A 25694-nucleotide genomic window follows, 5' to 3' on the forward strand; every position below is an offset into this window, starting at 1 on the left:
GCATCCGAGGGACCACTTGACTCCCCGGCCGCTCCAGCGCCCACTGGAGCGGCTGGAGGTTGTGCATGCTGCGAAGCGTCGCTGGCCTGATCGTTCTCGCACTGGCCGGGTTGGTCCTCTCGCCCTCGCCTGCGCAGGCGGAGAGCCGCCGCATCGTGGCGGTGGGTGATCTCCACGGCGATTGGGACGCATGGCAGGCGATTGCGCGGGCGGCGGGCCTGATTGACGGCCGGGATCGCTGGCAAGGCGGACGGACGATCCTCGTCCAGATGGGCGACGTGGTCGATCGTGGGCCGGACAGCCTCCGGATCGTCCGGCATCTGCAGCAGCTCCAGCGCGAGGCGCCGCGCGCCGGCGGCCAGGTCATCGCCCTCATCGGTAACCATGAAGCCATGATGATGACCGGCGATCTGCGCTACGTTCATCCCGGCGAATATGCGGCGTTCGTGACACGCTCGTCGGGCGAGCTGCGCGACAGGACCTTTGCCGAGAACCGGGTGGCGATCGAAGCCGCGTACCGGCGCGATCGTCCCGCAATGACCAGCGAAGCCATCAAGGACGCCTGGATCAAGGCGACGCCGCTCGGGCAAATCGAGCACCAAGCCGCCTGGAGCCCGACCGGGAGGCTCGGCCGCTGGACCCTGTCCAACCCCGCCGCAGTGATCCTGGGCGGCACCCTGTTCGTGCATGGGGGCCTCAGCGCCGAACTGGCCCCGCTCGGGATCGAGCAGATCAACCAGCGGGTCCATTCCGACCTGCGGATGCAGCGAACGGAGCCGACGGCCATCATCAACGATCCCCTGGGGCCGCTCTGGTACCGGGGACATATCAGCCGGGAGCCCGAGGGTCCGCAGGTCGCGCCTTCGCCTGCTTTGTCCGCCACCGCGCAGCCTGGCCCTCCGCCGCGGCCCGGCATCGACGAGGAGCTGGACGTGGTGCTGCGGCTGACCGGCACGCGGCGGATCGTGGTCGGCCACACGCCAAGCCTGCGAGGCATCATCGTCGATCGCGGGGGCAAGCTGGTGCGCATCGATAGCGCGATCAGCCGCGCCTACGGCGGCACCCTCTCCTGGCTCGAAATCGAAGGAGACCGGGTGACCACGCGCAGCACCGCGCGCCCAGGTGGAGGTTGACCCATGCGAACCTTCGTCACATTTCTCATTCTTCTTGGAACGGCGGCCGCCGCCGCCGCACAGGAGGCCTCCCCGCTTTTCGCCGGGCAGGAGCCGATCCGCATCGTGCTCACCGGGCCGATCTCCTCCTTGCAGGGGGACCGGAGCGAGACGCCGCGCCCGGCGACGCTGACCCTCGGGGCCGAGGCCCATTCCGTGACGCTGGCGCCGCGCGGGATCACCCGGCGGATGAAGGACATCTGCCACTTCCCGCCGCTTCGGGTCAGGTTCGTGCCGCCGCCTGCTCAAGGCCTGTTTGCGGGGCAGCAGCAGCTGAAGCTGGTCACCCATTGCCGCGCGCCTGAGCGGTTCCAGGATCATGTCCTGCTCGAATATGCCGCTTACCGGATGCTCAACAGGCTGACTCCGCAGTCGCTGAACGTCAGGCTTGCCCAAATCGCCTATCGCAACCCGGACGGGAGACCGCTGGTCACGCGAGCGGCATTCTTCATCGAGGATTGGGACGGCGCAGCAAGACGGTTGGGCATGTCGCGCCCGCGCGTCGGCGATGCGGTCGCCCGGACGCAGCTAAGCCCAGCGGAAGCCGCCAGAGCGGCGCTGTTCGCCTACATGATCGGGAATCTCGACTGGTCCATGCGCGTCGGGCCGAAAGGCGAAGGCTGCTGCCACAACTTCCGCCTGCTTAGCCCGCCAGGATCCGCTCGCGTCGTTCCGATCCCTTACGACTTCGACTTTTCCGGGTTGGTGGATGCTCCTTATGCGCAGGTTCCTGAGGGGCTGCGGCTGAACAGCGTGCGCGAACGGCAGTATCGCGGCTATTGCATGCACAACGCCGAGGCGGTCGCGGCCGCAGCGGATTTCCGGGGGCGGCAGGCGGAGCTGATGACGGTGGTCTCGACGGTCCCCGGCCTGAGCGACGGCAGCAAACGGCGGGCCAGCGCCTACATCGGTGAGTTCTTTCGGGACATCGCAACCGAGGAGAAGCTTCGCAGCAAAGTGCTGCGGACCTGCATCCGTTAGGCCGGCTTCGCCGGCTCGGACGGAGGCTGCGGAACGATTGCGGCCGATGCCGCGGCGGCAGCGGCCGCCTTGCTCTCAGGATCGTGCGGGTCGAAGTCGCTCATGTAGCGCTTCATGCCCTGCCGTTCGCCATATTCGGTGAGCCACAGCACGACAAAGCTGATGGAGAAGGCGAGGCTCATCACGTAGGCAAGCTCCGCAGCGCCGGTGCCCGCAGCCAGGCCAATGCCGACCGACAGCAGGATGTAGAGCGCGTCGCCGGAACTCTTCAGGCTGTTCTTGAACCGCACCGCGCCGGCGATGCCCCCGAGGGCAAAGGCTAGGCTGAGCGAGTTCTGCACGATGATCACGATGGAGGTCACGGTGATCGGCAGGATCAGGATCGTGCTGATCAGCGACTGGTCATATTCCTCCTCGCTGCGGGTATTCATGTAGACCCAGCTGACTGGCAGCGCGGCGAGGAAAGCGGCCAGCACGGCCGCGAGCATCCAACCGATGCTGCCCCCGATGGTGGCGACCTGATCCAGGCTTCCCTTCGAGACCTCCCGCAGGGCATTGGCGCCTTCCTGGCTGCCTGCGGGTTGTTGGATCAGGTGCTGGGCGCTGCCGATCGGCAGGTGACTCTTCAGTTCGGGCGACTGCGTCAGCAGCAGTGCCGCAAGGCCCGCCAGCACCCCATAGTAGACGACCAGCAACGCAAGCAGCCGAACCGCGCGCATCCTGACAACCCCCTGCAGCGATGCTTTGTTGTAAGGCTATGCCGAAAGCGTGATTCCGCAAAGCTCAATCGTCGAGCACAACCGTCGCCGGCGGAATGGGCTGGAGCACGCTGTAGGTTTCCGGCAGAGGTTCATGCTCGAGGGGCGGCCACTCCATCTCCGGGACCGGCAGGTGCGTGTCGGGCAATCGATCCAGCAGATCGCGGATGAGCGTCAGCCGGCCTAGCCCCTGGTTGTTGAAGTCGACCAGCGTCCAGGGTGCGTAGTCGGTGTGGGTCGCACGCAACATGCGTTCCCGCGCTTCCGTATAGTCCGCGTAGTGCTTGCGCGCCTCACGATCGATCGACGAAAGTTTCCAGCGCTTCATGGGGTTTTCCACCCGCTCCCGAAAACGTTTCTCCTGCTTCGCCTGATCGCAGCACAGCCAGTATTTGAAGAGCAGGATGCCGTCGTCCACCAACTGTCGCTCGAACCGGGGCGCAGCCTCGAGAAAGGCGTCGACCTGATCGGGCGTGGCGAACCCCATGACCGCCTCGACCCCGGCGCGGTTGTACCAGCTGCGGTCAAACAGCACGATCTCTCCTGCGCCCGGCAGGTGCGGCACGTAGCGCTGGAAATACCATTGGGTCTTCTCGTGATCGCTGGGGCTCGGCAGCGCCGCGACACGGCACTGACGCGGGTTGATGCCGCGACGGATGGCGTCGATCGCGCCGCCCTTGCCGGCCGTATCGCGCCCCTCGAAGATGACCACGATCCGTTGCCGGGTCTCGCAGACCCAGCGCGCCATGTCGCTGAGTTCCTGGCGCAAGGGCTTCAGGTTCTTCTCGTACTCCTCGCTGGTCAGCTTGCGCATGCATCCTCCCGGAATCCGGCCAGGATGGCACGACGGCAGCCGATGGCGCAAATCAGCCGATCAGCTTGCCCGGATTGAGGATGCCGGCCGGATCGAGCGCGTGCTTGATCGCTTGCAGGCTCCTGAGCCGCGCGGGCGGGAGCAAGCGGGCAAGCTCCTCCCGCTTCATCTGACCGATACCATGTTCGGCCGAGATGGAGCCGCCGGCTTCGGTGACGAGGTCATGGACGAAGCGGGAAACCGCCTTGCCATTGCCCTCAGGCCAACCGGCGGCTGCACCCGTCGGCGCCCGCACATGGAAGTGGATGTTGCCGTCGCCCAGGTGGCCATAGCCGAATGCTTCGGTGCCGGGGAAAGCACGCTCCACCTGCTGCGCCGCTTCCACCATGAAGCGAGGCATCACATCGACGGGCACGGAGATGTCATGCTGTGCCGCCATCCCACTCGCGCGCTCGGCCTCCGAGATACTGTCCCGCAAGAGCCAGAATGCCTCGGCCTGCCCCTCGCTGCTGCTGATCGTGGCGTCGGCAGCCGTCCCGTCCGCGAGCGCGTCCTCCAATAGCCGCTGGAGTAGCTGTTCTGGTGTCTCGGATCCCGAGGCGGTCGACGTGGCCTCGACCAGTACATGCCATGAGTGAGCGCCTTGCAGTGGTGCGCGGGCGGCGGGGATGTGTTCGACGACCCGGCGGAGCGCCGCCTCGGGCAGGATCTCGAAGCTTTCGATCCGGTCCGTGACGCTCTCCATGGCGCGGAGCAGAGCAAGCGCCCGCTGCGGGTCCGACAGTCCGACCCAGGCGACGGCGCGACTGGTGATCGCGGGGACCAGCTTGACCCGGACCGCGGTGAGGACCCCCAGGGTGCCCTCGGAGCCGATCAGCAAATGATCCAGGCTGTACCCGCGGTTGTCCTTCTTCAGGCCGGAAAGACCATTGTGGACCGAGCCGTCCGCAAGCACGGCCTCCGCGCCGAGCACCAGCGCGCGCATGGTTCCGAACCGCAGCACCTGCGTACCGCCCGCATTGGTCGCGGTAAGCCCCCCGACCGTGCAGCTTCCGCGAGCACCGAGAGTGAGCGGGAAGCGCTGGCCCTGATCGGCCGCCGCCGTATGAAGATCGGCCAGGATGACGCCGGCCTCTACCACCGCGGAGCCCGCTTCGATGGAACGGATGCGGCTCATGCGGCGGAGTGACAGCACCAGCGCGCTGCCGTCCTCAGGCGGAGTCGCGCCGCCCACCATGGATGTGTTGCCACCTTGCGGCACCAAGGGCACCCCAAGTTCGGCGGCCAACCCGACCATTGCCGCGGCTTCCCCCGTGTCGGCAGGGGCGAGGATACCATCTGCGCGCCCGTGCCAGCGGCCCCGCCAATCGGTCAGCCAGGGGGCAAGGTCCGCAGGATCGGTCAGCACGGCACGCGCGCCGAAGCGCTCCCGCACCTGCTCGATTAGACTGGACCTTGCATCTTCCGACGACATGCTTGCCACATAGGAGGGAACGGGCGGGCTTGCGAGCCACCGAGCTTGGCAGCCGGACGGCGCTCGTCCAAGAACGGGCCATGACGGCTCTCTGGATTGGCCTGTTGATCGTGGCTGCGGCCACCCTGCTCATCGCGTTGAGCGGCGAGAAGCTGCGGCGTCGGCTGCGCTCGGGGCGATCCGACCAGAGCTCCCCGGCCAGCATCTGGAGCCGCGCCTACCATGCGGATGTCGTTCCGGGCGGCCCCGTCACGCTGATCGTCGCGCGCGCCCGCAATGGCGTGATCGGGCGCGATGGCCAGCTGCCGTGGCACATCCCGGCGGACCTGAAGCGCTTCAAGGCCCTAACCATGGGTAGTGTCATGATCATGGGCCGGAAGACCTTCGAAAGCTTGCCGGGCCTCTTGCCGGGCCGGGAGCACGTGGTTCTGACCCGTTCGAGGGAGTGGCAGGCAGAGGGCGCAATCGTCGTGCACACGGTAGTGGAGGCGCTGGCGGCAGCTTCGGGGCGACCGGTTAGCGTCATCGGCGGCGCGGAGGTGTTCGCCCTGTTCCTGCCGCTCGGCAATCGGATCGAACTGACCGAGGTGCTGGCGGAGGTGCCCGGCGACACGACCATGCCGGATCCGCGGGAGGGAGGCGGCTGGGCGGAGGTCGCACGGGAGGATCATGAGGCGGAGGCGGACCGTCCGCCATTCGCCTTCGTGACGCTGGAACGCGCTTAAAGCTTCTTGTCGCTGTTCGTGGCGAAGGTGCGCAGCCGCTTCATCTGCTCGCCAAGCACCTTGTCGACGACCGGCGCCAGCCTCGCCGCTCCGCCATTGGCAAAGCCCGAAGCCTTGTAGCTCATCTTCAGGACCGAGCCCCCCGCGGTCCGTTCGACCTGGAAGTCCATGACCCCGCTGACGCCTTCGTAGAGCAACGGCCCGAGCGCTCCGGTCAGAACCACGCGCTTGCCCGGTTCGAGGTAGGCTACGCGCAGATGCTCGATCCCTCCACCGCTATCCAGGCGCTCGCAGAAGCAGCCGCCCGGCCGAAGCTCGAGAGACAGGTTGGAAGCGTTGCCGGAATAGGTATGGTCGGGAGACCACCAGTTGCGGACCTCTCCGATGGACCGGAATGCCACCTCGGGCGGAACCACCAGCGTGGCGCGTTGCTCGATCACGAAGCCGTGCTCGGACGCGCTCTTGACCTCCGCGGACGCGGCGCTTGCGGTCAGACCAGCAGCGAGAGCGAGAAGGATGCGCATGCCGACATCCTGTCACCAGACGACCCAGGAGGCAATCAGAGCCGGACGGCCCTAGCTGGGAGTCCGTCCAGGATCGCATCGATCTGGCGCGCGACCTCTTCGACACTTGCCATTCCGTCGACACGCCTTACGAGACCCCGCTCCTCATAATAGGGCAGGATCGGCGCGGTCTTCGCCCGATACTCGGCCATGCGGGTGCGCACCGTCTGTTCATTGTCGTCAGGCCGGCGCTTGAACTCGTGGGCTCCGCAGACGTCGCAGGTCTTCTCGACCTTCGGAAGCTTGAAACGGTCGTGATAGCCCACACCGCAGTTGGCACAGGAGAAACGGCCGGTGATGCGCTCGACCAGTGCCTCCTCGTCGACCTCCAGCTCGATCACATGATCCAGCGTGCGACCCTTCTCTCCGAGCAACATCTCCAGGGCAGCCGCTTGGTGCTTGGTGCGCGGGAAACCGTCGAAGATCGCGCCCCGGTCCTGCGAGGCATCGAGGTGCTCACCGATCAGCGCGGACACGATGGCATCGCTGACCAGCTCGCCCGCTTCCATCACGGCCTTGGCCTTGAGGCCCACAGGCGTTCCCGCCTTCACCGCCGCCCGGAGCATGTCACCGGTGGACAGCTGGACCATGCCGCGGGTATCGACCAGACGCTGGGCCTGGGTTCCCTTGCCCGCTCCTGGCGGCCCAAGAAGGATGATGTTCACGCGCGTTCCCCTCCTGCGTGGACGTGCGCCTAGCGGCGCCGCGCGCCCTTGAGCTTCGCCTTCTTGATCAGGTCGCCATATTGATGAGCGATCAGATGGCTCTGAATCTGGCTGACCGTGTCCATCGTGACGTTCACCACGATTAGCAGGCTGGTGCCACCGAGGTAGAACGGGATGCCCGCCTGGGTGAAGAGGATCTCCGGCAACAGACAGATGAGCGTCAGATAGGCGGCGCCGATCACGGTGATGCGGGTCAGCAGATAGTCGAAGTACCCCTCGGTCGCCTTGCCGGGCCGAACGCCTGGGATGAAGCCGCCATGCCGCTTCAGGTTCTCGGCCGTTTCCTCGCTGTTGAACTGCACCGAGGTATAGAAGAAGCAGAAAAAGATGATGCCCAGCCCGTAAAGGGTCATGAACACCGGTGAGCCGTGCTGGAGGTACGTGCTGAGCGTGATCAGCCAGTCGCTGCCGCCGTCCGCGCTCGGCTGCGCGCCAGCCATCTGAATGACAGTCAGCGGCATCAGCAGCAGTGAGGACGCGAAGATCGGCGGGATCACGCCTGCCGTGTTGATCTTGATCGGCAGGTGGCTGCGCTCCTGCTGCATCATGCCGCGCGCCGTCTGGCGCTTCGGATACTGGATCAGCACCCGGCGCTGCGCCCGCTCCATGAAGCAGATGAACAGGATCAGGCCGACTGCCATTACCACCACAAGCGCGATGACGAGCGGATCCATTGTTCCGGTCCGACCACCTTCGAACAACTGGGCCAGACCGCGTGGGAGGCTGGCGACGATGCCGGCCATGATGATCAGGGACACGCCATTGCCGATCCCGCGGCTAGTGATCTGCTCGCCGATCCACATCAGGAACAGCGTGCCGCCCACGAGGCTGATAGTCGCAGCGATCCGGAAGGTCATTCCCGGCTCGACAACGGCCGCGATGCTCTGGCTGGCGCCCAAGCCCTCGAGCCCGACGGCGATGAAGTAACCCTGCACGGTGGTCAGCAGCACCGTAAGATACCGGGTGTACTGGTTGAGCTTCTTGCGTCCGGTCTCACCCTCCTTCTTGAGGGCCTGCCAGGGACCATACATGGTCGCCCCGAGCTGCACGACGATGGACGCGGTGATGTACGGCATGACGCCGAGCGCGATGATGCTCATGCGCTCCAGGCTGCCGCCCGAGAAGGTGTTGAAGAAGTCGAGGACACCGCCACGCTGCGTATTGAACAGCTGCGCCATGGCGCGGGGGTCGATGCCGGGCATCGGCACGTGGGAGAGCAGCCGGAAGAGCACCAGTGCACCCAGCGTGAACCAGATGCGCTTCTTGAGCTCCGTCGCCTTGCCGAAGTTCGCAAGGCTGATGTTGGAGGCCAGTTGTTCGGCTGCGGATGCCATTCGTGGTCCTTAATCAACTAAAAGGCGGCGAAAGGCATCGCGCCCCCCGCCGCCCCATATAGTCCGCCGCGCCCGCTTGAGAAGCGAGGACGGCGTCAGCGGCGCTTACTTGCCCGACTTGGCTGCCTTGTCGGCAATCCGGGCTTCACGCGCCTTGCCCTTCTTGGCAGCGGCCAGCTCCGCCGGAATCTTGCGCTCGATCAGCTCGATCGAACCACCGGCGGCCTCGACGGCCTCACGGGCGCCCTTGGACGCACCGGCAACCCGGAAGTTCAGCTTGGCCGAGAACTCACCCTTGCCGAGCAGGCGAACGCCGTCCTTGCCGCCACGGGCCAGTCCGGCGGCCTTGAGCGCGTCATGGTCGATCGCGCCCTCCGTCCCGAGCTTGCCGGCGTCGACCAGCTTCTGGATCGCCCCCAGGTTCACCTCGGCATAGTCCTTGGCGAACGGGTTGTTGAAGCCACGCTTCGGCAGCCGCATGTGGAGCGGCATCTGACCACCTTCGAAGCCGAAGATGGAGACGCCGCCACGGCTCTTCTGACCCTTCTGGCCGCGGCCTGCGGTCTTGCCGAGGCCGGAACCGATGCCACGGCCGACGCGAACGCGGCTCTTGCGGGCACCAGGATTGTCGCGGAGATCATTCAGTTTCATGTCGTGCACTCGCTTTCGCTTTTGTCGCGCAGGTGCCCCCACCTGGGCGGGGGCACCGGAGGGTTAGCGTTCGACGCTCACCAGATGCTGTACCTTGCGGATCTGGCCGAGAACCTCGGGGGTTTCGTCCACTTCCACGGTGCGATGCATCTTGTTGAGCCCCAGGCCGACGAGGGTCGCGCGCTGGGTCTTGTCACGGCGGATCGGCGAACCGGTCTGGGTGATCTTGATCTTGGCCATCAGCCTTACTCCGCGATCGCTTCGGCCGTGGCTTCCGCCTCGGCGCTGCCCATGCCACCACGGCCGAGCAGGTCCGCGACCTTCTTGCCGCGACGCTGCGCCACCGAACGGGGGCTGGTCTGTTCCTTGAGCGCCTCGAAGGTCGCCCGGATCATGTTGTACGGGTTCGACGTACCGACCGACTTGGTTACGACATCCGCCACGCCGAGGCTCTCGAAGATGGCGCGCATCGGACCACCGGCGATGATGCCGGTACCCGAGGGAGCGGCCCGCAGCGTGACCTTGCCAGCGCCGAAATGGCCATTTCCGTCATGGTGCAGGGTGCGGCCATCGCGCAGTGGAACGCGGATCATGGCCTTCTTGGCCGCCGCGGTCGCCTTGCTGATCGCCTCCGGCACTTCGCGAGCCTTGCCGTGACCAAAGCCAGCGCGACCCTTGCCATCGCCGACCACGACGAGCGCGGCGAAACCGAAGCGCTTGCCGCCCTTCACGGTCTTCGACACGCGATTGATGTGGACGAGCTTCTCGATGAGCTCCTCGCCCTCTTCCTCGCGATTGCGCCGGTCGTCGCGGCGGCCACGGCCACCGTCACGCCCACCGCGTCCGCCGTCGCGGCCACCGCCACGACCACCCCGTCCGCCGCGCGGACCACGGCCTTCCTGCGCCGGAGCGCCACCGTCAGCTGCGGCCGCGGCGGCCGGCGCGTCGGGGTTCCCCGCCTGGGTCTGCGTCTCGACTTCGTCAACCATCACTTAGAACTCCAGGCCGCCCTCGCGGGCGGCGTCGGCCAGGGCCTTGACCCGGCCATGGAAGAGGAAACCACCGCGATCGAAGACGACGCGGTCCACACCTGCGGCCTTGGCGCGCTCGGCGAGCGTCTTGCCGACCAGCGCCGCACCTTCGGTAGTGGCGTTGGTCTTGCCGCGCAGGTCCTTGTCCAGGGTGGAGGCAGCGGCAAGGGTCTTGCCAGCGGCATCGTCGATGACCTGCGCATAGATGTGCCGGCCCGAGCGGTGCACGGAGAGCCGCGGCTTGCCCGCGGCGCGCGCCCGCAGCGCGGTACGAACCCGGCGCCGGCGGCGGTCGAAAAGAGAGAGCTTCGCCATGGCTTACTTCTTCTTGCCTTCTTTGCGGAAGATGAACTCGCCGCGATACTTGATGCCCTTGCCCTTGTAGGGCTCTGGCTTGCGCCAACGACGGATTTCGGCCGCGACCTGGCCAACCTTCTGCTTGTCGATGCCGCTAATCTCGACCGTGTTCGGGTCGGGAGTCTTGACGTCGATGCCATCGGGGATCGCATAGTTCACGTCGTGGCTGTAGCCGAGTTGCAGGCGCAGGTTCTTTCCCTGGGCCGCCGCGCGGTAGCCGACGCCGGTGATCTCCAGCACCTTGGTGAAGCCTTCGGTGACCCCGGTAACCAGGTTCAGCACGTTGGTCCGCTGCATGCCCCAGGCCGCGCGGGCCCGCTGGCTGTCATTGACCGGCTGGACGCTGATCTGGCCGTCTTCAACCGTGGTACGGACGAGCTCGTCCATCACGGCCATCGAAAGCGTGCCCTTGGGTCCCTTCACGGAGAGCGTGGAGCCTTCCAGGTTCGCGGTGACCCCTGCGGGCACAGGAACCGGCTTTTTGCCGATACGGGACATCTTAGAATACCTCCGCCAGCACCTCGCCGCCAACGTTCTGGTCGCGCGCTTCCGCGTCGGACAGAACGCCACGAGGCGTCGAGACAATGGTCATGCCAAGGCCGTTGCGAATCCGCGGCAGTTCGCGAGCGCCCGAGTAGACCCGGCGACCGGGCCTGGAGACACGCGCAACATGCTGGATCGCAGGCTGGCCTTCGAAATACTTCAGTTCGATCCGCAGGCCCTTCTGGCCCGCCAGCTCCTCTTCCGAGTAGCCGCGGATATAGCCTTCACGCTGCAGCACGTCGAGGACGCGGGTACGCAGCTTGGAGGCGGGCGTGAGGATGGAATCCTTGCGCGCCTGCTGGCCATTGCGGATGCGGGTGAGCATGTCACCCAGGGGATCAGTCATCGGCATCGGCTAACCCTTACCAACTCGACTTGGTGAGACCGGGAATCAGGCCCTTGTTGCCCAGCTCCCGAAGCATGATCCGCGACAGGCGGAACTTGCGATAATAAGCGCGCGACCGGCCTGTCAGCTCGCACCGGTTACGGATGCGGGTCGGATTTGCGTTGCGCGGAAGCTCCGCCATCTTGAGGCGCGCGATCAGTCGCTCGGTCTCATCGCGGGACTCATCGTCCGCGATCGCCCGCAGCTTCGCATACTGCGCCTTGTACTTTTCAACGAGCTTCTTGCGGCGCTCGTTCTTGTTGATCGAACTCAGTTTCGCCATGACTTAAGTTCTTCTCTCCTAGCGCAGCCCGCTCACGCGGCCTGCTTGGTCTCGGTGTCGGCGGCAGGCGCCGGGAACGGGAAGTTGAACAGACGCAGCAGCTCGCGCGCCTCTTCGTCGGTCTTCGCCGTCGTGGTGACGATGATGTCCATGCCCCGGACCTTGTCGATCTGGTCATAGTTGATCTCGGGGAACACGATCTGCTCCTTAAGACCCATGGCATAGTTGCCACGACCGTCGAACGACTTCGGGTTGAGCCCGCGGAAGTCGCGAACCCGCGGCAGGGCCACCGTGACCAGACGGTCGAGGAACTCGTACATCCGCTCGCGACGCAGGGTCACCTTGCAGCCGATCGGCATGCCTTCACGCAGCTTAAACTGCGCGATCGACTTCTTCGCCTTGGTGACCACCGGCTTCTGACCGGCGATCGCCTGCATCTCGGCCGCGGCCTGCTCGACCTTCTTCTTGTCCTGGGTCGCCTCGCCGACGCCCATGTTGATGACGATCTTTTCGAGCTTCGGCACTTCGAACTTGTTCTTGTAGCCGAACTTCTCGGTCATCGCCTTGGCGATGCGCTCGTCATAGTCCCTCTTCAGGCGCGGAGTGTAGCCTTCAGCCATTGATCAGTTCCCCGGACTTGGCCGCTACGCGAACCTTCTTGCCGTCACGCTCCTCGAAGCGGACGCGGGTCGGCTTGCCGGTCTTCGGATCGGCAACCGCGACCTTGGACACGTGCAGCGGCGCTTCCTTGCGCTCCAGGCCACCCTGCGGGTTGGTCTGGCTCGGCTTGCGGTGACGCACGGCGACATTGATGCCGCTGACGACCACCTTCTGCTCCTTCGGCATGGACTTGGTGACCTCACCGGTCTTGCCCTTGTCCTTGCCACTGAGGACGACGACGCGGTCGCCCTTCTTGATCTTCGCGGCAGCCATTACAGCACCTCCGGCGCGAGGCTGATGATCTTCATGTGCTTCTTGGCGCGCAGCTCACGCACCACCGGTCCGAAGATACGAGTGCCGATCGGCTCCTCGTTCTTGTTGACCAGCACGGCGGCATTGCCGTCGAAGCGGATCACGGACCCGTCAGGACGGCGGATGTCCTTGGCGGTGCGGACGATCACCGCACGGTGAACGTCGCCCTTCTTCACGCGGCCACGCGGAGCGGCTTCCTTGACGGAGACGACGATGATGTCGCCGACGCCCGCGGTGCGGCGCTTGGAGCCGCCCAGCACCTTGATGCACTGGACGCGCTTGGCCCCGCTGTTGTCCGCGACGTCCAGGTTGGACTGCATCTGGATCATGGGTCTACCCTATCCCTTGCGTTGCGGTTCAAGCGTTGGCCGCTTCGGCGAGATCGGAGGCCTTGGCCTCGTTCACCCGCTCGACCACGGTCCAGGTCTTGAGCTTGGAAAACGGTGCGCATTCCTGAATGCGCACCTGCTCGCCGACGGAATAGGCGTTCGCCTCGTCGTGAGCGTGATACTTCTTCGACAGCTTGATGATCTTGCCGTACAGCGGGTGCTTCACCCGCCGCTCGACGCGGACCACCACGGTCTTGTCACCCTTGTCGGACACTACGGTGCCGGTCAGGACGCGCTTTGGCATCTTGTCTACTCCTTACGCCTGGGCCGCGTCAGCGGAACGGGCGCGCTGGCTCTGCAGCGTCTTGATGCGGGCGATGGTGCGGCGCACCTCCTTCACCCGCGACGGCTTCTCGAGCTGGTTCGTCGCCGCCTGGAAGCGGAGATTGAACTGCTCGCGCTTGAGCTCCGACAGCTGGGTCGCCAGCTGGTCGTCGGTCTTCACGGTCAGGTCTTCACGCTTGGCCATGATCAGTCAGCCTCGATCAGGGTTTCGCCAAGGCGGGCCACCACCTTGACCTTGATGGGGAGCTTCTCGGCCGCACGCTCGAACGCCGTCTTGGCGAGGGGGCCGGGCACCCCGTCCAGCTCGAACAGAATGCGGCCGGGCTTGACGCGGGCAACCCAATACTCGGGCGCGCCCTTGCCCGAGCCCATGCGGACTTCGGCGGGCTTGGAGGAGACCGGTAGGTCCGGGAAGATGCGAATCCAGAGACGGCCCTGACGCTTGATGTGACGCGTAATCGCGCGGCGAGCCGCCTCGATCTGCCGCGCGGTGATCCGCTCCGGCTCCATTGCCTTGAGGCCGAAGGCGCCGAAATTGAGCTCAGTGCCACCCTTGGCATTGCCATGGATACGGCCTTTGAAGGCCTTGCGGAACTTGGTGCGCTTTGGTTGAAGCATGATTTCTGTTCCTTACCGGCGCCGGTCGTCGTCGCGCGCCGGGCGAACGCCCGAAGTCTGCGCTTCCATCATCAGGCGGTCCTGAGCCGTCGGATCGTGACCAAGGATCTCGCCCTTGAACACCCAGACCTTGACGCCGCACACGCCATAAGCGGTGTGCGCCTGAGCCTCGGCATAATCGACGTTGCCGCGCAGCGTATGCAGCGGCACCCGACCTTCACGGTACATCTCGCTGCGGGCGATCTCCGCCCCGCCCAGACGCCCGCCGCAGGCCACGCGAATGCCATCGGCACCAAGCCGCATCGCGGACTGAACTGCACGCTTCATGGCCCGGCGGAATGCGATGCGGCGCTCAAGCTGGTCGGCGATACCCTGCGCGATCAGGCGAGCATCGACCTCCGGCTTGCGGATCTCGACGATGTTGAGGCTGACTTCCGAACCCGTCATCTTGGACAAGGTCTTCTTCAGCTTCTCGATGTCCGAGCCCTTCTTGCCGATGATCACGCCAGGGCGCGCGGCATAGATCGAGATCCGGCAAAGCTTGGCCGGTCGTTCGATCACTACCTTCGAGATCGCGGCCTGAGGCAGCGTCTTGAAGATGTACTGGCGAATCTTCAGGTCCTCGAGCAGCAGGCGGCCGTAATCCTGACCTTCCGCAAACCAGCGGCTGTCCCAGGTACGGTTGATCTGCAGCCGAAGGCCGATGGGAGACGACTTCTGACCCATTACGCTTCTTCCTGCTCGCGCACGACGACGCGGATACGGCTGAACGGCTTCACGATCCGCGACGAACGGCCGCGGGCGCGGGTGGCAAAGCGCTTCATCGAGATCGACTTGCCCACGCTCGCTTCGGACACGACCAGCGCGTCTACGTCGAGGTTATGGTTGTTCTCGGCATTGGCCACGGCCGACGCGAGCACCTTGTACACATCCTCGCTCATGCCCTTCGGGCTGAACTTGAGGATGTTGAGCGCTTCCTCGACGCGGCGACCGCGGATGAGCTGAGCCACCAGGTTCAGCTTGCGCGCGGAACCACGAATGGTGGTACCAACGGCGAGCGCTTCCTTGTCGCCCACCTTGCGGGGTGCTGCTGGCTTGCTCATTAGCGCTTGCCCTTCTTGTCGGCGGCGTGGCCCGGGAAGAAGCGCGTGGGCGCAAACTCACCAAGCTTCATGCCGACCATGTCTTCATTAACCGACACCGGCACGAACTTGCGGCCGTTGTAGACGTTGAAGGTCAAGCCAACGAACTGCGGCAGAATGGTCGAGCGACGCGACCAGGTCTTGATCGGCGCGCGCTTTCCACCCTCCTGAGCGGCTTCCGCCTTCTTCAGGAGCGACAGCTCGACGAACGGACCTTTCCAGACGGAACGAGCCATCTTCTGTTAGCCCTTCTTCTTCGCGTGACGCGACCGGATGATGAACTTGTCGGTCGCCTTGTTGTGACGGGTGCGGGCACCCTTGGTCGGCTTGCCCCAGGGAGTGACCGGATGACGGCCGCCCGAGGTCCGGCCCTCACCACCGCCGTGCGGGTGGTCGACCGGGTTCTTGGCGACGCCGCGGGTCAGCGGACGCCGGCCAAGCCAGCGATTGCGGCCGGCCTTGGCCAGCGTCTGGTTGGCGTTGTCCGGGTTGGACACCGCACCAACGGTTGCCATGCAGTCCGAACGAACATAGCGCTGCTCACCCGAGTTCAGGCGAACGATCACCATGCCGCGGTCACGGCCCACCACCTGGACGTAGGTTCCTGCAGCACGGGCGATCTGGCCACCCTTGCCCGGCTTCATCTCCACGTTGTGGACAATGGTTCCGACCGGCATCTGGCCGATCTCCATCGCATTGCCCGGCTTCACGTCGACCTTGCGGCCAGCGAGCACCTTGTCGCCCGGAGCGAGACGCTGGGGAGCTAGGATGTAAGCCTGCTCGCCATTCTCGTAAGTCACAAGCGCGATGAACGCGGACCGGTTCGGGTCGTACTCCAGCCGTTCGACAGTCGCCGACACGTCCCACGTGCGGCGCTTGAAGTCGATGATCCGGTACTTCTGCTTGTGACCGCCCGCGATGCCGCGGCTCGTCACATGCCCCTTGTTGTTGCGGCCGCCAGTCTTGCGCTTGCCTTCGGTCAGCGCCTTGACCGGCTTGCCCTTCCAGAGCGCCGACTTGTCGACGAGGATCAGGCCACGGCGGGCCGGGCTCGTCGGCTTGTACTGCTTGAGTGCCATGGCTCGTTAGATCCCGCTCGTGATGTCGATCGGATCCTGGCCCGGAGCCAGGGTCACGATGGCCTTCTTGGCGTCCGACCGCTGGTAGGGCGTGCCCTTCCACTTCTTGGTCTTGCCCTTGCTGACGATCGTGTTGACGCTGGCCACCTTGCGGTTGAACAGCGCTTCCACGGCCGCCTTGATCTCCGGCTTGGACGCGGTCCCGGCGACCTTGAAGACGACCGCATTCTGCTCGGAGAGCATGGTCGACTTCTCGGTGATGTGCGGCGCCAGAATGACGTCGTAGTGGCGGTTGTCGACCGCCGCGTTGGTCGGCTTCTTAGCCATGGAAGCGAGCCTCCAGCTTCTCAACGGCTGCGCGGGTGAGAACCAGCGTGTCGTGCCGCATGATGTCGTAAACGTTGGCACCGACCGCCGGAAGGAGGTTGATGCTGCCCAGGTTCGACGAAGCACGAGCGAACGAAACGTTCAGCGCATCCCCATCGATCACGAGCGCAGTCTTGCCAAAGCCGAGCTTGGCCAACCGCTCCTGCAGCGCCTTGGTCTTCCCCTCGGGCACATCCAGGCTGTCGAGCACGATGAGGTTGCCCGCCTGAGCCTTGGACGACAGCGCCATCTTGAGGCCAAGCTGACGAACCTTCTTGTTCAGCGAGGCGCTGAACACCCGGGCGCGGGCGCCATGGGCCTTGCCGCCGCCGATGAAGATCGGAGCACGACGATCGCCGTGACGAGCGGTACCGCCGCCCTTCTGACGACCGAACTTCTTGCCGGTGCGGGCAACGTCCGAACGCTCGCGGGTGGCGCGCGCCGGAGCGCGGCGGTTCACCAGCTGCCAGGTAACGACGCGGTGCAGGATGTCGGCGCGGGGCTCGACGCCGAACACGGCATCGTTGAGCTCCAGATCGCCGCCAGCCTGTGCGTCGAGGGTCTGAACAGGGACCTTCATCGCTTAGCCTTCCGTGCTCTCGTCGGCAGCCGGCGCGGTGTCCGCGGCAGGCGCTTCCGAAGCGTTGTTGTTCTGGGCGGCGGCAACCTGCTTGAGGCCCGCCGGATAAGGCGCGGTGTCGCTGCGAGCGACCTTGACCGCGTCGAACACCGTCAGCCAGCCGCCCTTGTGGCCCGGGACCGAGCCCTTGACGAACAGCAGGCCCCGCTCCGCGTCCGTACGGACGATCTCGAGGTTCTGCTGCGTGCGGTTACGGGCGCCCATGTGACCGGCCATCTTCTTGTTCTTGAAGACGCGGCCCGGATCCTGACGGTTACCCGTCGAACCGTGCGAGCGGTGCGACACCGACACGCCGTGAGTGGCGCGCAGACCGCCGAAACCCCAGCGCTTCATGGCGCCGGCGAAGCCCTTGCCCTGCGTCACGCCGGAAATGTCGACCAGCTGGCCGGCAACGAAGTGATCAGCCGAGATTTCCGCGCCGACGTCGAGGAGCGCGTCCTCGGCGACACGGAATTCGACGACCTTGGCCTTCGGCTCGACTTCGGCCTTGCCGAAGGCGCCACGCTGCGGCTTGGCGACATTCTTCGCCTTGGCCGCGCCAGCGCCGAGCTGAACGGCAGTATATCCATCACGATCGGCCTCGCGGCGGCCGACGACCTGAACGCCGTCCAGCTGCAGAACGGTGACCGGCACGTGCCGACCGTCTGCCTGGAACAGGCGGGTCATACCCACTTTCTTCGCGATCACGCCGGTGCGCATGATCCACACTCCCTTACAGAGGCCCGCCACCTCACGATGACGGGCATGCAGCCCAGTGAATGATGCGAGCCCCCGCCGGGCTATTCTCGCCAGAAGCGAGAAGCGGGGGACGCAGACCGGGTGGTCCGAAGACCGCCCGCGGTATCCCTTGTTCGTTGCTCAGCAGGATCGCTGGAAGAGCGATTCAACCGCTGCGCACAGGCCCTTAGGCCAGTTTGATCTCCACGTCTACACCCGCGGCGAGATCCAGTTTCATCAATGCGTCGACGGTCTGCGGCGTCGGCTGAACGATGTCGAGCAGCCGCTTGTAGGTGCGCACCTCGAACTGCTCACGCGACTTCTTGTCGACGTGCGGCGAGCGGTTCACCGTGAACTTCTCGATGCGCGTCGGCAGCGGAATGGGACCGCGGATCAGAGCGCCAGTGCGACGGGCCGTATCGGCGATGTCACCAGTGGCCTGATCGAGCACACGGTGATCGAAGGCTTTGAGGCGAATCCGAATGTTCTGCGTTTCCATGTCCACTACCGATGCGAAAGAGCCAAACCTCCAATCGTCTAGAAACGGAGGCCTCTACTAAAAGGCAAGCGCGACGCTGGCTGTTCAGCCGGCACGCCGCGCTTGACCAAAACTGAAGCGAGCCGCGAATCCCCAAAGGGTCGCCGCGGCCCGCCCTATATTACTTCGTGATGGTGCCGACAACCCCTGCGCCGACGGTCCGGCCACCTTCGCGGATGGCGAAGCGCAGGCCCTGGTCCATGGCGATCGGAGCGATCAGCTTGACGCCCAGCGACACGTTGTCGCCCGGCATGACCATCTCGGTGCCTTCCGGCAGCTCCACGGTGCCGGTCACGTCCGTCGTGCGGAAGTAGAACTGCGGACGGTAGTTCGCGAAGAACGGCGTGTGACGGCCACCCTCGTCCTTCGAGAGGACGTACACCTCGGCCTGGAAGTCCGTGTGCGGGGTGATCGAACCCGGCTTGGCCAGAACCTGGCCGCGCTCGACGTCCTCACGGCCGATACCACGGAGCAGCGCGCCGATGTTGTCGCCGGCCTGGCCCTGATCGAGCAGCTTGCGGAACATCTCGACGCCCGTGACGACCGTCTTCTGGGTGTCCTTGATGCCGACGATTTCGACTTCCTCGCCGACCTTTACGATGCCGGTCTCGACGCGGCCCGTCACCACGGTGCCGCGGCCCGAGATCGAGAACACGTCCTCGATCGGCATCAGGAATGGCTTGTCCAGCGGACGCTCCGGGGTGGGGATCCATTCGTCAACGGCAGCCATCAGCTTCAGGATCGCCTGCTTGCCGATCTCGTCGTTGCTGTCCTCGAGAGCGGCAAGAGCCGAACCGGCGACGATCGGAATGTTGTCGCCGTCGAAGTCGCGCTTCGAGAGCTCCTCGCGGATTTCGAGCTCGACGAGCTCCAGCAGCTCGGGATCGTCAACCTGGTCGACCTTGTTCAGGAAGACGACCATGGTCGGCACGCCGACCTGCTTGGCGAGCAGGATGTGCTCCTTGGTCTGCGGCATCGGGCCGTCAGCGGCCGACACGACCAGGATCGCGCCGTCCATCTGGGCCGCGCCGGTGATCATGTTCTTCACGTAGTCGGCGTGACCCGGGCAGTCGACGTGCGCATAGTGACGCTGCGCCGTCTCATACTCGACGTGAGCGGTCGAGATGGTGATGCCGCGCTCGCGCTCTTCCGGAGCCTTGTCGATGTTCGCATAGTCGACGAAGGTCGCGCCGCCCGTCTCGGCCAGCACCTTGGTGATTGCCGCGGTCAGCGACGTCTTGCCATGGTCGACGTGACCGATGGTTCCGATGTTCACGTGCGGCTTGTTCCGCTCGAATTTCGCCTTCGCCATTTTACGCCTCTTCTTGGGTTCAAACTGGGCGGCCCGCCCAATGCGAGCGCGCCCTTAGCGTCAAAAAAGTGATTACGCCAGCTTCGCCTTGACCTCGTCCGCCACGTTCTGCGGAACTTCGTCATAGTGGGAGAACTGCATGGTGTACTGCGCCCGGCCCTGCGTGAACGAGCGGAGCTGGTTCACGTAGCCGAACATGTTCGCCAGTGGGACCATGGCTTCGACGACCTGGGCGTTGCCCCGGCTGTCCGTGCCCTGGATCTGACCGCGCCGCGAGTTGAGGTCGCCGATGACGTCGCCGAGGTAATCCTCGGGGGTCACGACCTCGACCTTCATGATCGGCTCGAGCAGCTTGATTCCGGCCTTCTGCGCCGCTTCCCGCATGGCACCGCGGCCGGTGATCTCGAACGCCAGGGCGGACGAGTCGACGTCGTGGTACTTGCCGTCAAGCAGGCGGATGTCGAAGTCGATGATCGGGAAGCCGATCAGCGAACCGGTCTCGGCGGTCTCGCGCATGCCCTTTTCCACCGACGGGATATATTCGCGCGGAATGTTGCCGCCCTTGATCTCGTCGATGAAGTTGATGCCCTGGCCACGCTCGCCCGGAGCAAGCGCCACCTTGACCTCACCGAACTGACCCGAACCACCCGACTGCTTCTTGTGGGTGTAGGTCAGCTCGACCGGCTTCGCGAGCGATTCACGATATGCCACCTGCGGCGCGCCGACATTGGCCTCGACCTTGAACTCGCGCTTCATGCGATCGACCAGGATCTCGAGGTGGAGTTCGCCCATCCCCTTGATGATGGTCTGCCCCGACTCATGGTCGGTGCTGACGCGGAAGCTGGGGTCTTCGGCGGCCAGGCGGTTGAGGGCGATGCCCATCTTCTCCTGGTCGGCCTTGGTCTTCGGCTCCACCGCGACCTCGATGACCGGCTCCGGGAACTCCATGCGCTCCAGGATGATCGCCTTGGAGGGATCGCACAACGTGTCGCCCGTGGTCGTCTCCTTGAGGCCGGCGATGGCGACGATGTCACCCGCGCGCGCTTCCTCGATGTCCTCGCGGCTGTTCGCATGCATCAGCAGCATGCGGCCGATCTTTTCCTTCTTGTCCTTGACCGAATTGAGCACGGTGCCCTTGGTCAGGGTGCCCGAATAGATACGGGCGAAGGTGAGCGAACCGACGAACGGATCGTTCATGATCTTGAACGCGAGCGCCGAGAACGGAGCCGTGTCCGACGCCTCACGGGTGTCGGTCGCTTCCGTGTCCGGGTTCACGCCTTCGACCGGCGGAATGTCCAGCGGGCTAGGCAGGTAATCGACGACGGCGTCGAGCAGCGGCTGCACGCCCTTGTTCTTGAACGCCGAGCCGCACAGCACCGGCACGAACGAGAAGTTTAGCGTGCCCTTGCGGATCAGCGCCTTGAGCGTGGCCGTGTCCGGCTCGTCGCCGCCCAGGTACGCTTCCATGACTTCGTCGTCCTGCTCGACAGCCATCTCGATCAGCTCCATGCGAGCTGCGGCAGCGGCGTCGGCCAGTTCGGCCGGGATTTCCTGGTACTCGAACTTCGCGCCAAGGCTTTCCTCGAGCCAGATGATCGCGCGGTTCTCAACGAGGTCAACGAGGCCCTTGAAGCCGCTCTCAATGCCGATCGGGAGGTACAGAACCGCCGGACGCGCGCCGAGGCGGTCCTTGATCATGTCGACGCAGCGCTCGAAGCTGGCGCCGGTGCGGTCCAGCTTGTTGACGAAGCACATGCGCGGAACCTTGTACTTCTCCGCCTGGCGCCACACCGTTTCGGACTGCGGCTCCACGCCTGCAACGCCGTCGAAGCACGCGACCGCGCCGTCGAGCACGCGCAGCGAGCGCTCGACTTCGATCGTGAAGTCGACGTGACCCGGCGTGTCGATGATGTTGATGCGGTGCTCTTCGCCCTTGCCTTCCTCGGCCCGCCAGAAGCAGGTCGTGGCGGCCGACGTGATCGTGATCCCGCGCTCCTGCTCCTGCTCCATCCAGTCCATCGTCGCGGTACCTTCGTGGACCTCGCCGATCTTGTAGGACTTGCCGGTGTAGTAGAGGATGCGCTCGGTCGTCGTAGTCTTGCCGGCGTCGATGTGCGCCATGATGCCGATGTTGCGATAGCGCTCGAGCGGATGGCTGCGGGCCATGGTCGTCAGTTCCTTAGCAATGTGGGGAGCCGACAGCGCCGGCTCCGCACGATATAGGTATGAAAGTTACCAGCGGTAGTGGCTGAAGGCGCGGTTCGCTTCGGCCATGCGGTGGGTGTCTTCGCGCTTCTTCACCGCATTGCCGCGATTCTGTGAGGCATCCATCAGCTCACCCGACAGCCGGCCGGCCATGGTCTTCTCCGACCGGGCACGCGCCGCCGAGATCAGCCAGCGGATCGCCAGGGCCTGGGCGCGAACGTCACGCACCTCGACCGGCACCTGGTAGGTCGCGCCACCGACACGGCGGCTGCGAACCTCGATCCCCGGCTTCACGTTGTTCAGTGCATCGTGGAAGACCTGCAGCGGGTCCTTCTTGAGACGGGCCTCGACGTTGTCCAGCGCACCGTAGACGATGAGCTCGGCAACCGACTTCTTGCCGTCCAGCATGACGCTGTTCATGAACTTGGACAGGGTAACGTCCCCGAACTTCGGATCGGGAAGGATTTCGCGCTTTTCGGGGCGACGACGACGGGACATAGGGTATTCCTTTCGACGAGCGGTGCGCCCGGCTCACGGGCCGGCGCAGCGACGCAAACCAGCTTACTTCGGACGCTTGGCGCCGTACTTGGAACGGCTCTGACGGCGGTCCTTGACACCCTGGGTGTCGAGCACGCCGCGCAGCACGTGGTAGCGGACACCCGGAAGGTCGCGCACACGGCCGCCGCGGATCAGCACGACGCTGTGCTCCTGGAGGTTGTGGCCTTCGCCGGGAATGTAGCTGATCACTTCGCGCTGGTTGGTCAGGCGGACCTTGGCCACCTTGCGCAGCGCCGAGTTCGGCTTCTTCGGGGTCGTCGTGTAGACACGGGTGCAGACGCCGCGCTTCTGCGGGTTCTGCTCCATCGCAGGGACCTTCGACTTGGCCTTCTGCGGTTCGCGACCCTTGCGGATCAGCTGGTTAATCGTCGGCATGAAGCCCTTCACCTTTCAACTGCGGTTACTTTGCCCAACGCAAATGCGTGAACGCCGAAGCAGCCACTGGCCGCCCGGCCTTCACGTCGTTGAGCAATGTTCAGCTCTTGCCCGGCGCAGGGAACGAGGACGCAGCCCCGCGCGGACGAGCGGCCCCTTACAGGGCCCTGCGCGAGCGGTCAACGGGCGAAGGGGTCCAATCCGCTACTCCGTGGTCTTGCCGTCCCATTCGTCATTGTCGTGGTCGCGCTCGGCCTGCGCCTTGTCCTTGTGAACCGTCTTGTCCTTGTGTTCGGGCGGCCCGTACAGTGTGTAGAACTGCAGCGGCTCGTCGCTGGTGTTCCTGACGTTGTGACGCGCGCCCGCGGGGACGATGACTGCGAAGTCGTCCTCGACCTTGTTCTCCTTGCCGTCGATGACGACCACACCCTCGCCTTCTTCGAACCGGAAGAACTGGTCGCGATCGTCGTGGACCTCCTCACCGATCTCCTCCCCCGGCGCGAGGCTCATCAGGACCAGTTGCAGGTGCTCTCCGGTATATAGCACTCGCCGGAAATCGCTGTTCGCGATCGTGGCTTCGTTGATGTCGTTGCAATATCCGCGCTTCATCCCGGCTTCTCCGTTCTAGCGACCTTGGTTGAACTCGTTGAGGTGCTTCTGGACCGTTCCCGTGGCCTTGGCCGCATGGTCCTTCAGTGGTCCGGGCTCCGCCGTTGCCAGATAGCCGTTCAGGATAGCCAGGGTCTGCTGGTGGGACGCAGTCTGCTCGGCCATCCAGCGCCGGTCGAACTCCTCTCCGCTCAGGCCCCCCAGCTGCTGGAGCTTGGCCTGGAGATCCGCCGGAAGAGCGGTTGGTGGCGCCACCGGCGGGTTGGAGCGGGCCAGCAACGCCTTGAGCTCCTCGCTCGACTTGCTGTGCTCCTCCACGAGCATCTCGCCGAAGCCCTTAACCTGCGCCGACTGCCCTTTCTCCTGGGCGAGCTTCCCCGCCTCGATCTCGAACAGGTCGCTCGCTGCAAGCGCCGTCACGAACTGCGCCGGCGACTGCGGGTCAGGCGTGGGAGCGGCGGCCGCACCGAGGTTCTCAACGCCAGGCTCGTCCGGTCCTCCGTCCGGCGTCCCCGCGACATTGTTGCTGACGGTCGTGCCAGGCTGTTGGCAGCCGGTCAGTCCGAGGGTCAGCCCCAACGTGCTGCCCAGCACCAGGAGTGCCTTCCTCATCCGATGTCCTCCACGCCGCGACAATACGGCTCGTGCGAGGAATGCGCCGGCTCTCCTGACGTTCCCGAAGAGCGATCAGCGGTTGATCGGAGGCGCCTTAACCAGGGTGCCGCCCTTGATCACCGCGTCCACATTGGCAAGCACGGACACGTCCCGGAGGGGATCACCCGAGACCGCGACCAGGTCGCCATACCGACCCACCGCGATGGCGCCGAGGTCCCGCTCACGCCCCAATGCTTCGGCCGCGTTGCGGGTGGCCGCCTGGATCGCCTGGAGCGGGGTCATCCCATATTGCACCATGGTGCCGAACTGGCGACCCACCTGGCCATGCGGCATCACGCCAGCGTCAGATCCGAACACCATCCGCACGCCAGCGCGGTGCGCCTTGCGAAAGTTGTCCCGCTGGATCTGGGCGACTTCCCGATCCTTACGCAGATTGTCCTCGAGCACGCCGTTCTTCTTGCCCTCGGCCTGGGTGTAGTCGGTGTTGTAGATGTCCATCGAGAACCAGACCGGCTGCTTGCGCTGCACGGCCAACCGGATGCCCTCGTCGTCCACCAGGCTGACATGCTCGATCGTGTCGATGCCAGCGCGGATCGCGGCCTTGATGCCCTCCGCGCCGTGAGCGTGCGACGCTACCCGAAGTCCCCACATGTGCGCTTCGTCGGCGACGGCGCGCAGCTCGCCCTCCGACATCTGCTGCTGGCCCGGTTCAGTGTTGCGGGAGAACACCCCTCCCGTGGCGCAGACCTTGATGACCTCCGCGCCATACTTGCGCTCCCGGCGGACCTTGTAGCGGAACTCCTCCGGCGTATCGGCGACGCCTTCTTCCTTCTCGGGCTTTTCCATGCTGGGCGGATAGAAGGTGCTGTCGCAGTGACCGCCCGTGACACCCAGCGCATTGCCCGCCGGCACAATCCGCGGTCCCACTGTGTAGCCGTTATCGATTGCCTGCTTCAGCCCGATGTCGTTGCGGTTCTGGGAACCGACGTTGCGCACCGTCGTGAAGCCCGCATTGAGCATCGCCTGTGCATTGCCGACCGCGGTCATGCCAAAGAAGCTGTCCGTGAACTCCAGCCCGCGGTAGCCGCCGATATCTGCCGGGCTGTCGAGGTGAACGTGCATGTCGATGAACCCAGGCAGCAGGGTGCGTCCGGGCAGCGCGATGTGCCGGACGTCACTGCCCCAGCGCACCGTCCGCGCATCCGCAATGCTGGTGATCCGACCGTCGTCACCGATGAAGACTGCGGGGTTGTCCACCACCTTTCCGGTCAGCACGTCGACCATCCGGTCGGCAGTCACCACGACCTGCTCGGCAGCGGCCGGAGCGGAAGTGAGGCAAAGGGCGGCGACGGCGGCTAGGAGGAGCATCTTCATGGCCGCGATTTCTGTGGCACTTCGGCCACCCGCGCAAGGGCCGATTGACAGCCCTTGGCTTAGCCGTCCCTTAGGTTAAGCCTGTCACAGCGGCCCGGGGGACA

At 65.2% G+C, this 25694-nt stretch carries 37 protein-coding genes; 3 read left to right on the plus strand and 34 right to left on the minus strand.

The features are described 5' to 3' along the window. Nucleotides 1-65 precede the first annotated feature (65 nt). Together JT720_RS01795 and JT720_RS01800 are read left to right on the plus strand one after the other, a co-directional pair. The gene (locus JT720_RS01795) at nucleotides 66-1133 is read left to right on the plus strand and encodes a metallophosphoesterase (protein ID WP_205478955.1); all 1068 of its coding nucleotides are present in this window, start codon (nucleotides 66-68) and stop codon (nucleotides 1131-1133) included. A 3-nt stretch (nucleotides 1134-1136) separates the two neighbouring features. Continuing rightward, the gene (locus JT720_RS01800) at nucleotides 1137-2153 is read left to right on the plus strand and encodes a hypothetical protein (protein ID WP_205478956.1); all 1017 of its coding nucleotides are present in this window, start codon (nucleotides 1137-1139) and stop codon (nucleotides 2151-2153) included. On the opposite strand, the gene JT720_RS01805 is transcribed toward JT720_RS01800, so the two are convergent. The 3 genes from JT720_RS01805 to JT720_RS01815 form a co-directional block, all read right to left on the minus strand. Continuing rightward, nucleotides 2150-2872 carry a DUF4956 domain-containing protein gene (locus JT720_RS01805; protein ID WP_205478958.1) on the minus strand — a complete coding sequence of 241 codons (723 nt, stop codon included), beginning with the start codon at nucleotides 2870-2872 and terminating at the stop codon, nucleotides 2150-2152. The genes JT720_RS01800 and JT720_RS01805 overlap by 4 nt on opposite strands. Before the next feature lie 64 nt (nucleotides 2873-2936). Beyond that, a complete protein-coding gene (gene ppk2 / locus JT720_RS01810) occupies nucleotides 2937-3725 on the minus strand; it encodes a polyphosphate kinase 2 (RefSeq protein WP_205478960.1) in 789 nt (262 codons plus the stop codon). 52 nt (nucleotides 3726-3777) lie between these two features. Beyond that, nucleotides 3778-5199: an FAD-binding oxidoreductase gene (locus tag JT720_RS01815; RefSeq protein ID WP_205478961.1), complete on the minus strand. Its 1422-nt coding sequence runs from the start codon at nucleotides 5197-5199 to the stop codon at nucleotides 3778-3780. 203 nt (nucleotides 5200-5402) lie between these two features. Between JT720_RS01815 and JT720_RS01820 the strand changes: the two genes are divergently transcribed. After that, a complete protein-coding gene (locus JT720_RS01820; protein ID WP_336511952.1) occupies nucleotides 5403-5924 on the plus strand; it encodes a dihydrofolate reductase in 522 nt (173 codons plus the stop codon). Here the strand turns inward: JT720_RS01820 and JT720_RS01825 are convergent. The 31 genes from JT720_RS01825 to JT720_RS01975 form a co-directional block, all read right to left on the minus strand. Beyond that, the gene (locus JT720_RS01825) at nucleotides 5921-6448 is read right to left on the minus strand and encodes an SRPBCC family protein (RefSeq protein ID WP_205478963.1); all 528 of its coding nucleotides are present in this window, start codon (nucleotides 6446-6448) and stop codon (nucleotides 5921-5923) included. The two genes, JT720_RS01820 and JT720_RS01825, sit on opposite strands and share 4 nt — an antisense overlap. Before the next feature lie 35 nt (nucleotides 6449-6483). Next, a complete protein-coding gene (locus JT720_RS01830) occupies nucleotides 6484-7152 on the minus strand; it encodes an adenylate kinase (protein ID WP_205478964.1) in 669 nt (222 codons plus the stop codon). A gap of 29 nt (nucleotides 7153-7181) precedes the next feature. After that, nucleotides 7182-8546 carry a preprotein translocase subunit SecY gene (secY, locus tag JT720_RS01835; protein ID WP_205478965.1) on the minus strand — a complete coding sequence of 455 codons (1365 nt, stop codon included), beginning with the start codon at nucleotides 8544-8546 and terminating at the stop codon, nucleotides 7182-7184. A gap of 105 nt (nucleotides 8547-8651) precedes the next feature. Continuing rightward, the gene (rplO, locus tag JT720_RS01840; protein ID WP_205478966.1) at nucleotides 8652-9197 is read right to left on the minus strand and encodes a 50S ribosomal protein L15; all 546 of its coding nucleotides are present in this window, start codon (nucleotides 9195-9197) and stop codon (nucleotides 8652-8654) included. 63 nt (nucleotides 9198-9260) lie between these two features. Next, nucleotides 9261-9437, minus strand: coding sequence for a 50S ribosomal protein L30 (gene rpmD, locus JT720_RS01845; RefSeq protein ID WP_205478967.1), 177 nt, complete (start codon nucleotides 9435-9437; stop codon nucleotides 9261-9263). Between the two features lie 5 nt (nucleotides 9438-9442). Then, the gene (rpsE, locus tag JT720_RS01850; RefSeq protein WP_237219616.1) at nucleotides 9443-10186 is read right to left on the minus strand and encodes a 30S ribosomal protein S5; all 744 of its coding nucleotides are present in this window, start codon (nucleotides 10184-10186) and stop codon (nucleotides 9443-9445) included. A 3-nt stretch (nucleotides 10187-10189) separates the two neighbouring features. Then, nucleotides 10190-10543: a 50S ribosomal protein L18 gene (gene rplR / locus JT720_RS01855; protein ID WP_205478968.1), complete on the minus strand. Its 354-nt coding sequence runs from the start codon at nucleotides 10541-10543 to the stop codon at nucleotides 10190-10192. Nucleotides 10544-10546: 3 nt separating this feature from the next. Then, entirely contained in the window at nucleotides 10547-11083 is a 537-nt protein-coding gene (gene rplF, locus JT720_RS01860) for a 50S ribosomal protein L6 (protein ID WP_205478969.1), read from the minus strand. A 1-nt stretch (nucleotide 11084) separates the two neighbouring features. Next, nucleotides 11085-11480 carry a 30S ribosomal protein S8 gene (gene rpsH / locus JT720_RS01865; RefSeq protein WP_205478970.1) on the minus strand — a complete coding sequence of 132 codons (396 nt, stop codon included), beginning with the start codon at nucleotides 11478-11480 and terminating at the stop codon, nucleotides 11085-11087. Between the two features lie 10 nt (nucleotides 11481-11490). Further along, entirely contained in the window at nucleotides 11491-11796 is a 306-nt protein-coding gene (gene rpsN / locus JT720_RS01870) for a 30S ribosomal protein S14 (RefSeq protein ID WP_205478971.1), read from the minus strand. 32 nt (nucleotides 11797-11828) lie between these two features. Further along, entirely contained in the window at nucleotides 11829-12416 is a 588-nt protein-coding gene (gene rplE, locus JT720_RS01875) for a 50S ribosomal protein L5 (RefSeq protein ID WP_205478972.1), read from the minus strand. Next, the gene (gene rplX / locus JT720_RS01880; protein ID WP_205478973.1) at nucleotides 12409-12729 is read right to left on the minus strand and encodes a 50S ribosomal protein L24; all 321 of its coding nucleotides are present in this window, start codon (nucleotides 12727-12729) and stop codon (nucleotides 12409-12411) included. The genes rplE and rplX overlap by 8 nt, the downstream gene beginning before the upstream one ends. Beyond that, the gene (rplN, locus tag JT720_RS01885; protein WP_205478974.1) at nucleotides 12729-13097 is read right to left on the minus strand and encodes a 50S ribosomal protein L14; all 369 of its coding nucleotides are present in this window, start codon (nucleotides 13095-13097) and stop codon (nucleotides 12729-12731) included. Before rplN ends, rplX begins: the two co-directional genes overlap by 1 nt. Nucleotides 13098-13125: 28 nt before the next feature. Beyond that, entirely contained in the window at nucleotides 13126-13401 is a 276-nt protein-coding gene (rpsQ, locus tag JT720_RS01890) for a 30S ribosomal protein S17 (protein ID WP_205478975.1), read from the minus strand. A gap of 12 nt (nucleotides 13402-13413) precedes the next feature. Continuing rightward, nucleotides 13414-13626 (minus strand): 50S ribosomal protein L29, encoded by a 213-nt coding sequence (rpmC, locus tag JT720_RS01895; RefSeq protein WP_205478977.1) that lies wholly within the window; start codon nucleotides 13624-13626, stop codon nucleotides 13414-13416. Nucleotides 13627-13628: 2 nt separating this feature from the next. Continuing rightward, the gene (rplP, locus tag JT720_RS01900; protein ID WP_205478979.1) at nucleotides 13629-14060 is read right to left on the minus strand and encodes a 50S ribosomal protein L16; all 432 of its coding nucleotides are present in this window, start codon (nucleotides 14058-14060) and stop codon (nucleotides 13629-13631) included. 12 nt (nucleotides 14061-14072) lie between these two features. Continuing rightward, the gene (gene rpsC, locus JT720_RS01905) at nucleotides 14073-14786 is read right to left on the minus strand and encodes a 30S ribosomal protein S3 (protein ID WP_205478981.1); all 714 of its coding nucleotides are present in this window, start codon (nucleotides 14784-14786) and stop codon (nucleotides 14073-14075) included. Further along, nucleotides 14786-15163, minus strand: coding sequence for a 50S ribosomal protein L22 (gene rplV / locus JT720_RS01910; RefSeq protein WP_192585721.1), 378 nt, complete (start codon nucleotides 15161-15163; stop codon nucleotides 14786-14788). The genes rpsC and rplV overlap by 1 nt, the downstream gene beginning before the upstream one ends. Then, a complete protein-coding gene (gene rpsS, locus JT720_RS01915) occupies nucleotides 15163-15438 on the minus strand; it encodes a 30S ribosomal protein S19 (RefSeq protein ID WP_192585720.1) in 276 nt (91 codons plus the stop codon). Before rpsS ends, rplV begins: the two co-directional genes overlap by 1 nt. Before the next feature lie 6 nt (nucleotides 15439-15444). Beyond that, complete coding sequence (gene rplB, locus JT720_RS01920; RefSeq protein WP_205478983.1) at nucleotides 15445-16281, minus strand: 50S ribosomal protein L2; 837 nt, start codon at nucleotides 16279-16281, stop codon at nucleotides 15445-15447. Between the two features lie 6 nt (nucleotides 16282-16287). Beyond that, on the minus strand, nucleotides 16288-16608 hold the full coding sequence (locus tag JT720_RS01925; RefSeq protein ID WP_205478985.1) for a 50S ribosomal protein L23: 321 nt from the start codon (nucleotides 16606-16608) through the stop codon (nucleotides 16288-16290). Beyond that, a complete protein-coding gene (gene rplD, locus JT720_RS01930) occupies nucleotides 16601-17227 on the minus strand; it encodes a 50S ribosomal protein L4 (RefSeq protein ID WP_205478986.1) in 627 nt (208 codons plus the stop codon). Before rplD ends, JT720_RS01925 begins: the two co-directional genes overlap by 8 nt. Before the next feature lie 3 nt (nucleotides 17228-17230). Then, nucleotides 17231-17986, minus strand: a complete 756-nt coding sequence (gene rplC / locus JT720_RS01935; RefSeq protein WP_205478987.1) for a 50S ribosomal protein L3 — start codon at nucleotides 17984-17986, stop codon at nucleotides 17231-17233. Nucleotides 17987-18191: 205 nt separating this feature from the next. Then, a complete protein-coding gene (rpsJ, locus tag JT720_RS01940) occupies nucleotides 18192-18503 on the minus strand; it encodes a 30S ribosomal protein S10 (RefSeq protein ID WP_028969184.1) in 312 nt (103 codons plus the stop codon). A 160-nt stretch (nucleotides 18504-18663) separates the two neighbouring features. Next, nucleotides 18664-19854 carry an elongation factor Tu gene (gene tuf / locus JT720_RS01945; RefSeq protein ID WP_205478988.1) on the minus strand — a complete coding sequence of 397 codons (1191 nt, stop codon included), beginning with the start codon at nucleotides 19852-19854 and terminating at the stop codon, nucleotides 18664-18666. 72 nt (nucleotides 19855-19926) lie between these two features. After that, nucleotides 19927-22020 carry an elongation factor G gene (fusA, locus tag JT720_RS01950; protein ID WP_205478989.1) on the minus strand — a complete coding sequence of 698 codons (2094 nt, stop codon included), beginning with the start codon at nucleotides 22018-22020 and terminating at the stop codon, nucleotides 19927-19929. Nucleotides 22021-22086: 66 nt separating this feature from the next. Continuing rightward, the gene (gene rpsG, locus JT720_RS01955) at nucleotides 22087-22557 is read right to left on the minus strand and encodes a 30S ribosomal protein S7 (protein ID WP_205478990.1); all 471 of its coding nucleotides are present in this window, start codon (nucleotides 22555-22557) and stop codon (nucleotides 22087-22089) included. A 63-nt stretch (nucleotides 22558-22620) separates the two neighbouring features. Then, on the minus strand, nucleotides 22621-22992 hold the full coding sequence (gene rpsL, locus JT720_RS01960; protein WP_028969180.1) for a 30S ribosomal protein S12: 372 nt from the start codon (nucleotides 22990-22992) through the stop codon (nucleotides 22621-22623). A 204-nt stretch (nucleotides 22993-23196) separates the two neighbouring features. Further along, the gene (locus JT720_RS01965) at nucleotides 23197-23601 is read right to left on the minus strand and encodes a cupin domain-containing protein (RefSeq protein WP_205478991.1); all 405 of its coding nucleotides are present in this window, start codon (nucleotides 23599-23601) and stop codon (nucleotides 23197-23199) included. 15 nt (nucleotides 23602-23616) lie between these two features. Then, on the minus strand, nucleotides 23617-24213 hold the full coding sequence (locus JT720_RS01970; RefSeq protein WP_205478992.1) for a DUF4142 domain-containing protein: 597 nt from the start codon (nucleotides 24211-24213) through the stop codon (nucleotides 23617-23619). Between the two features lie 75 nt (nucleotides 24214-24288). After that, entirely contained in the window at nucleotides 24289-25584 is a 1296-nt protein-coding gene (locus JT720_RS01975; protein ID WP_419555388.1) for a Xaa-Pro dipeptidase, read from the minus strand. Nucleotides 25585-25694 lie beyond the last annotated feature (110 nt).

This window comes from Sphingomonas arenae, assembly GCF_016924655.1.
GTDB classification, from domain to species: Bacteria; Pseudomonadota; Alphaproteobacteria; order Sphingomonadales; family Sphingomonadaceae; genus Sphingomicrobium; species Sphingomicrobium arenae.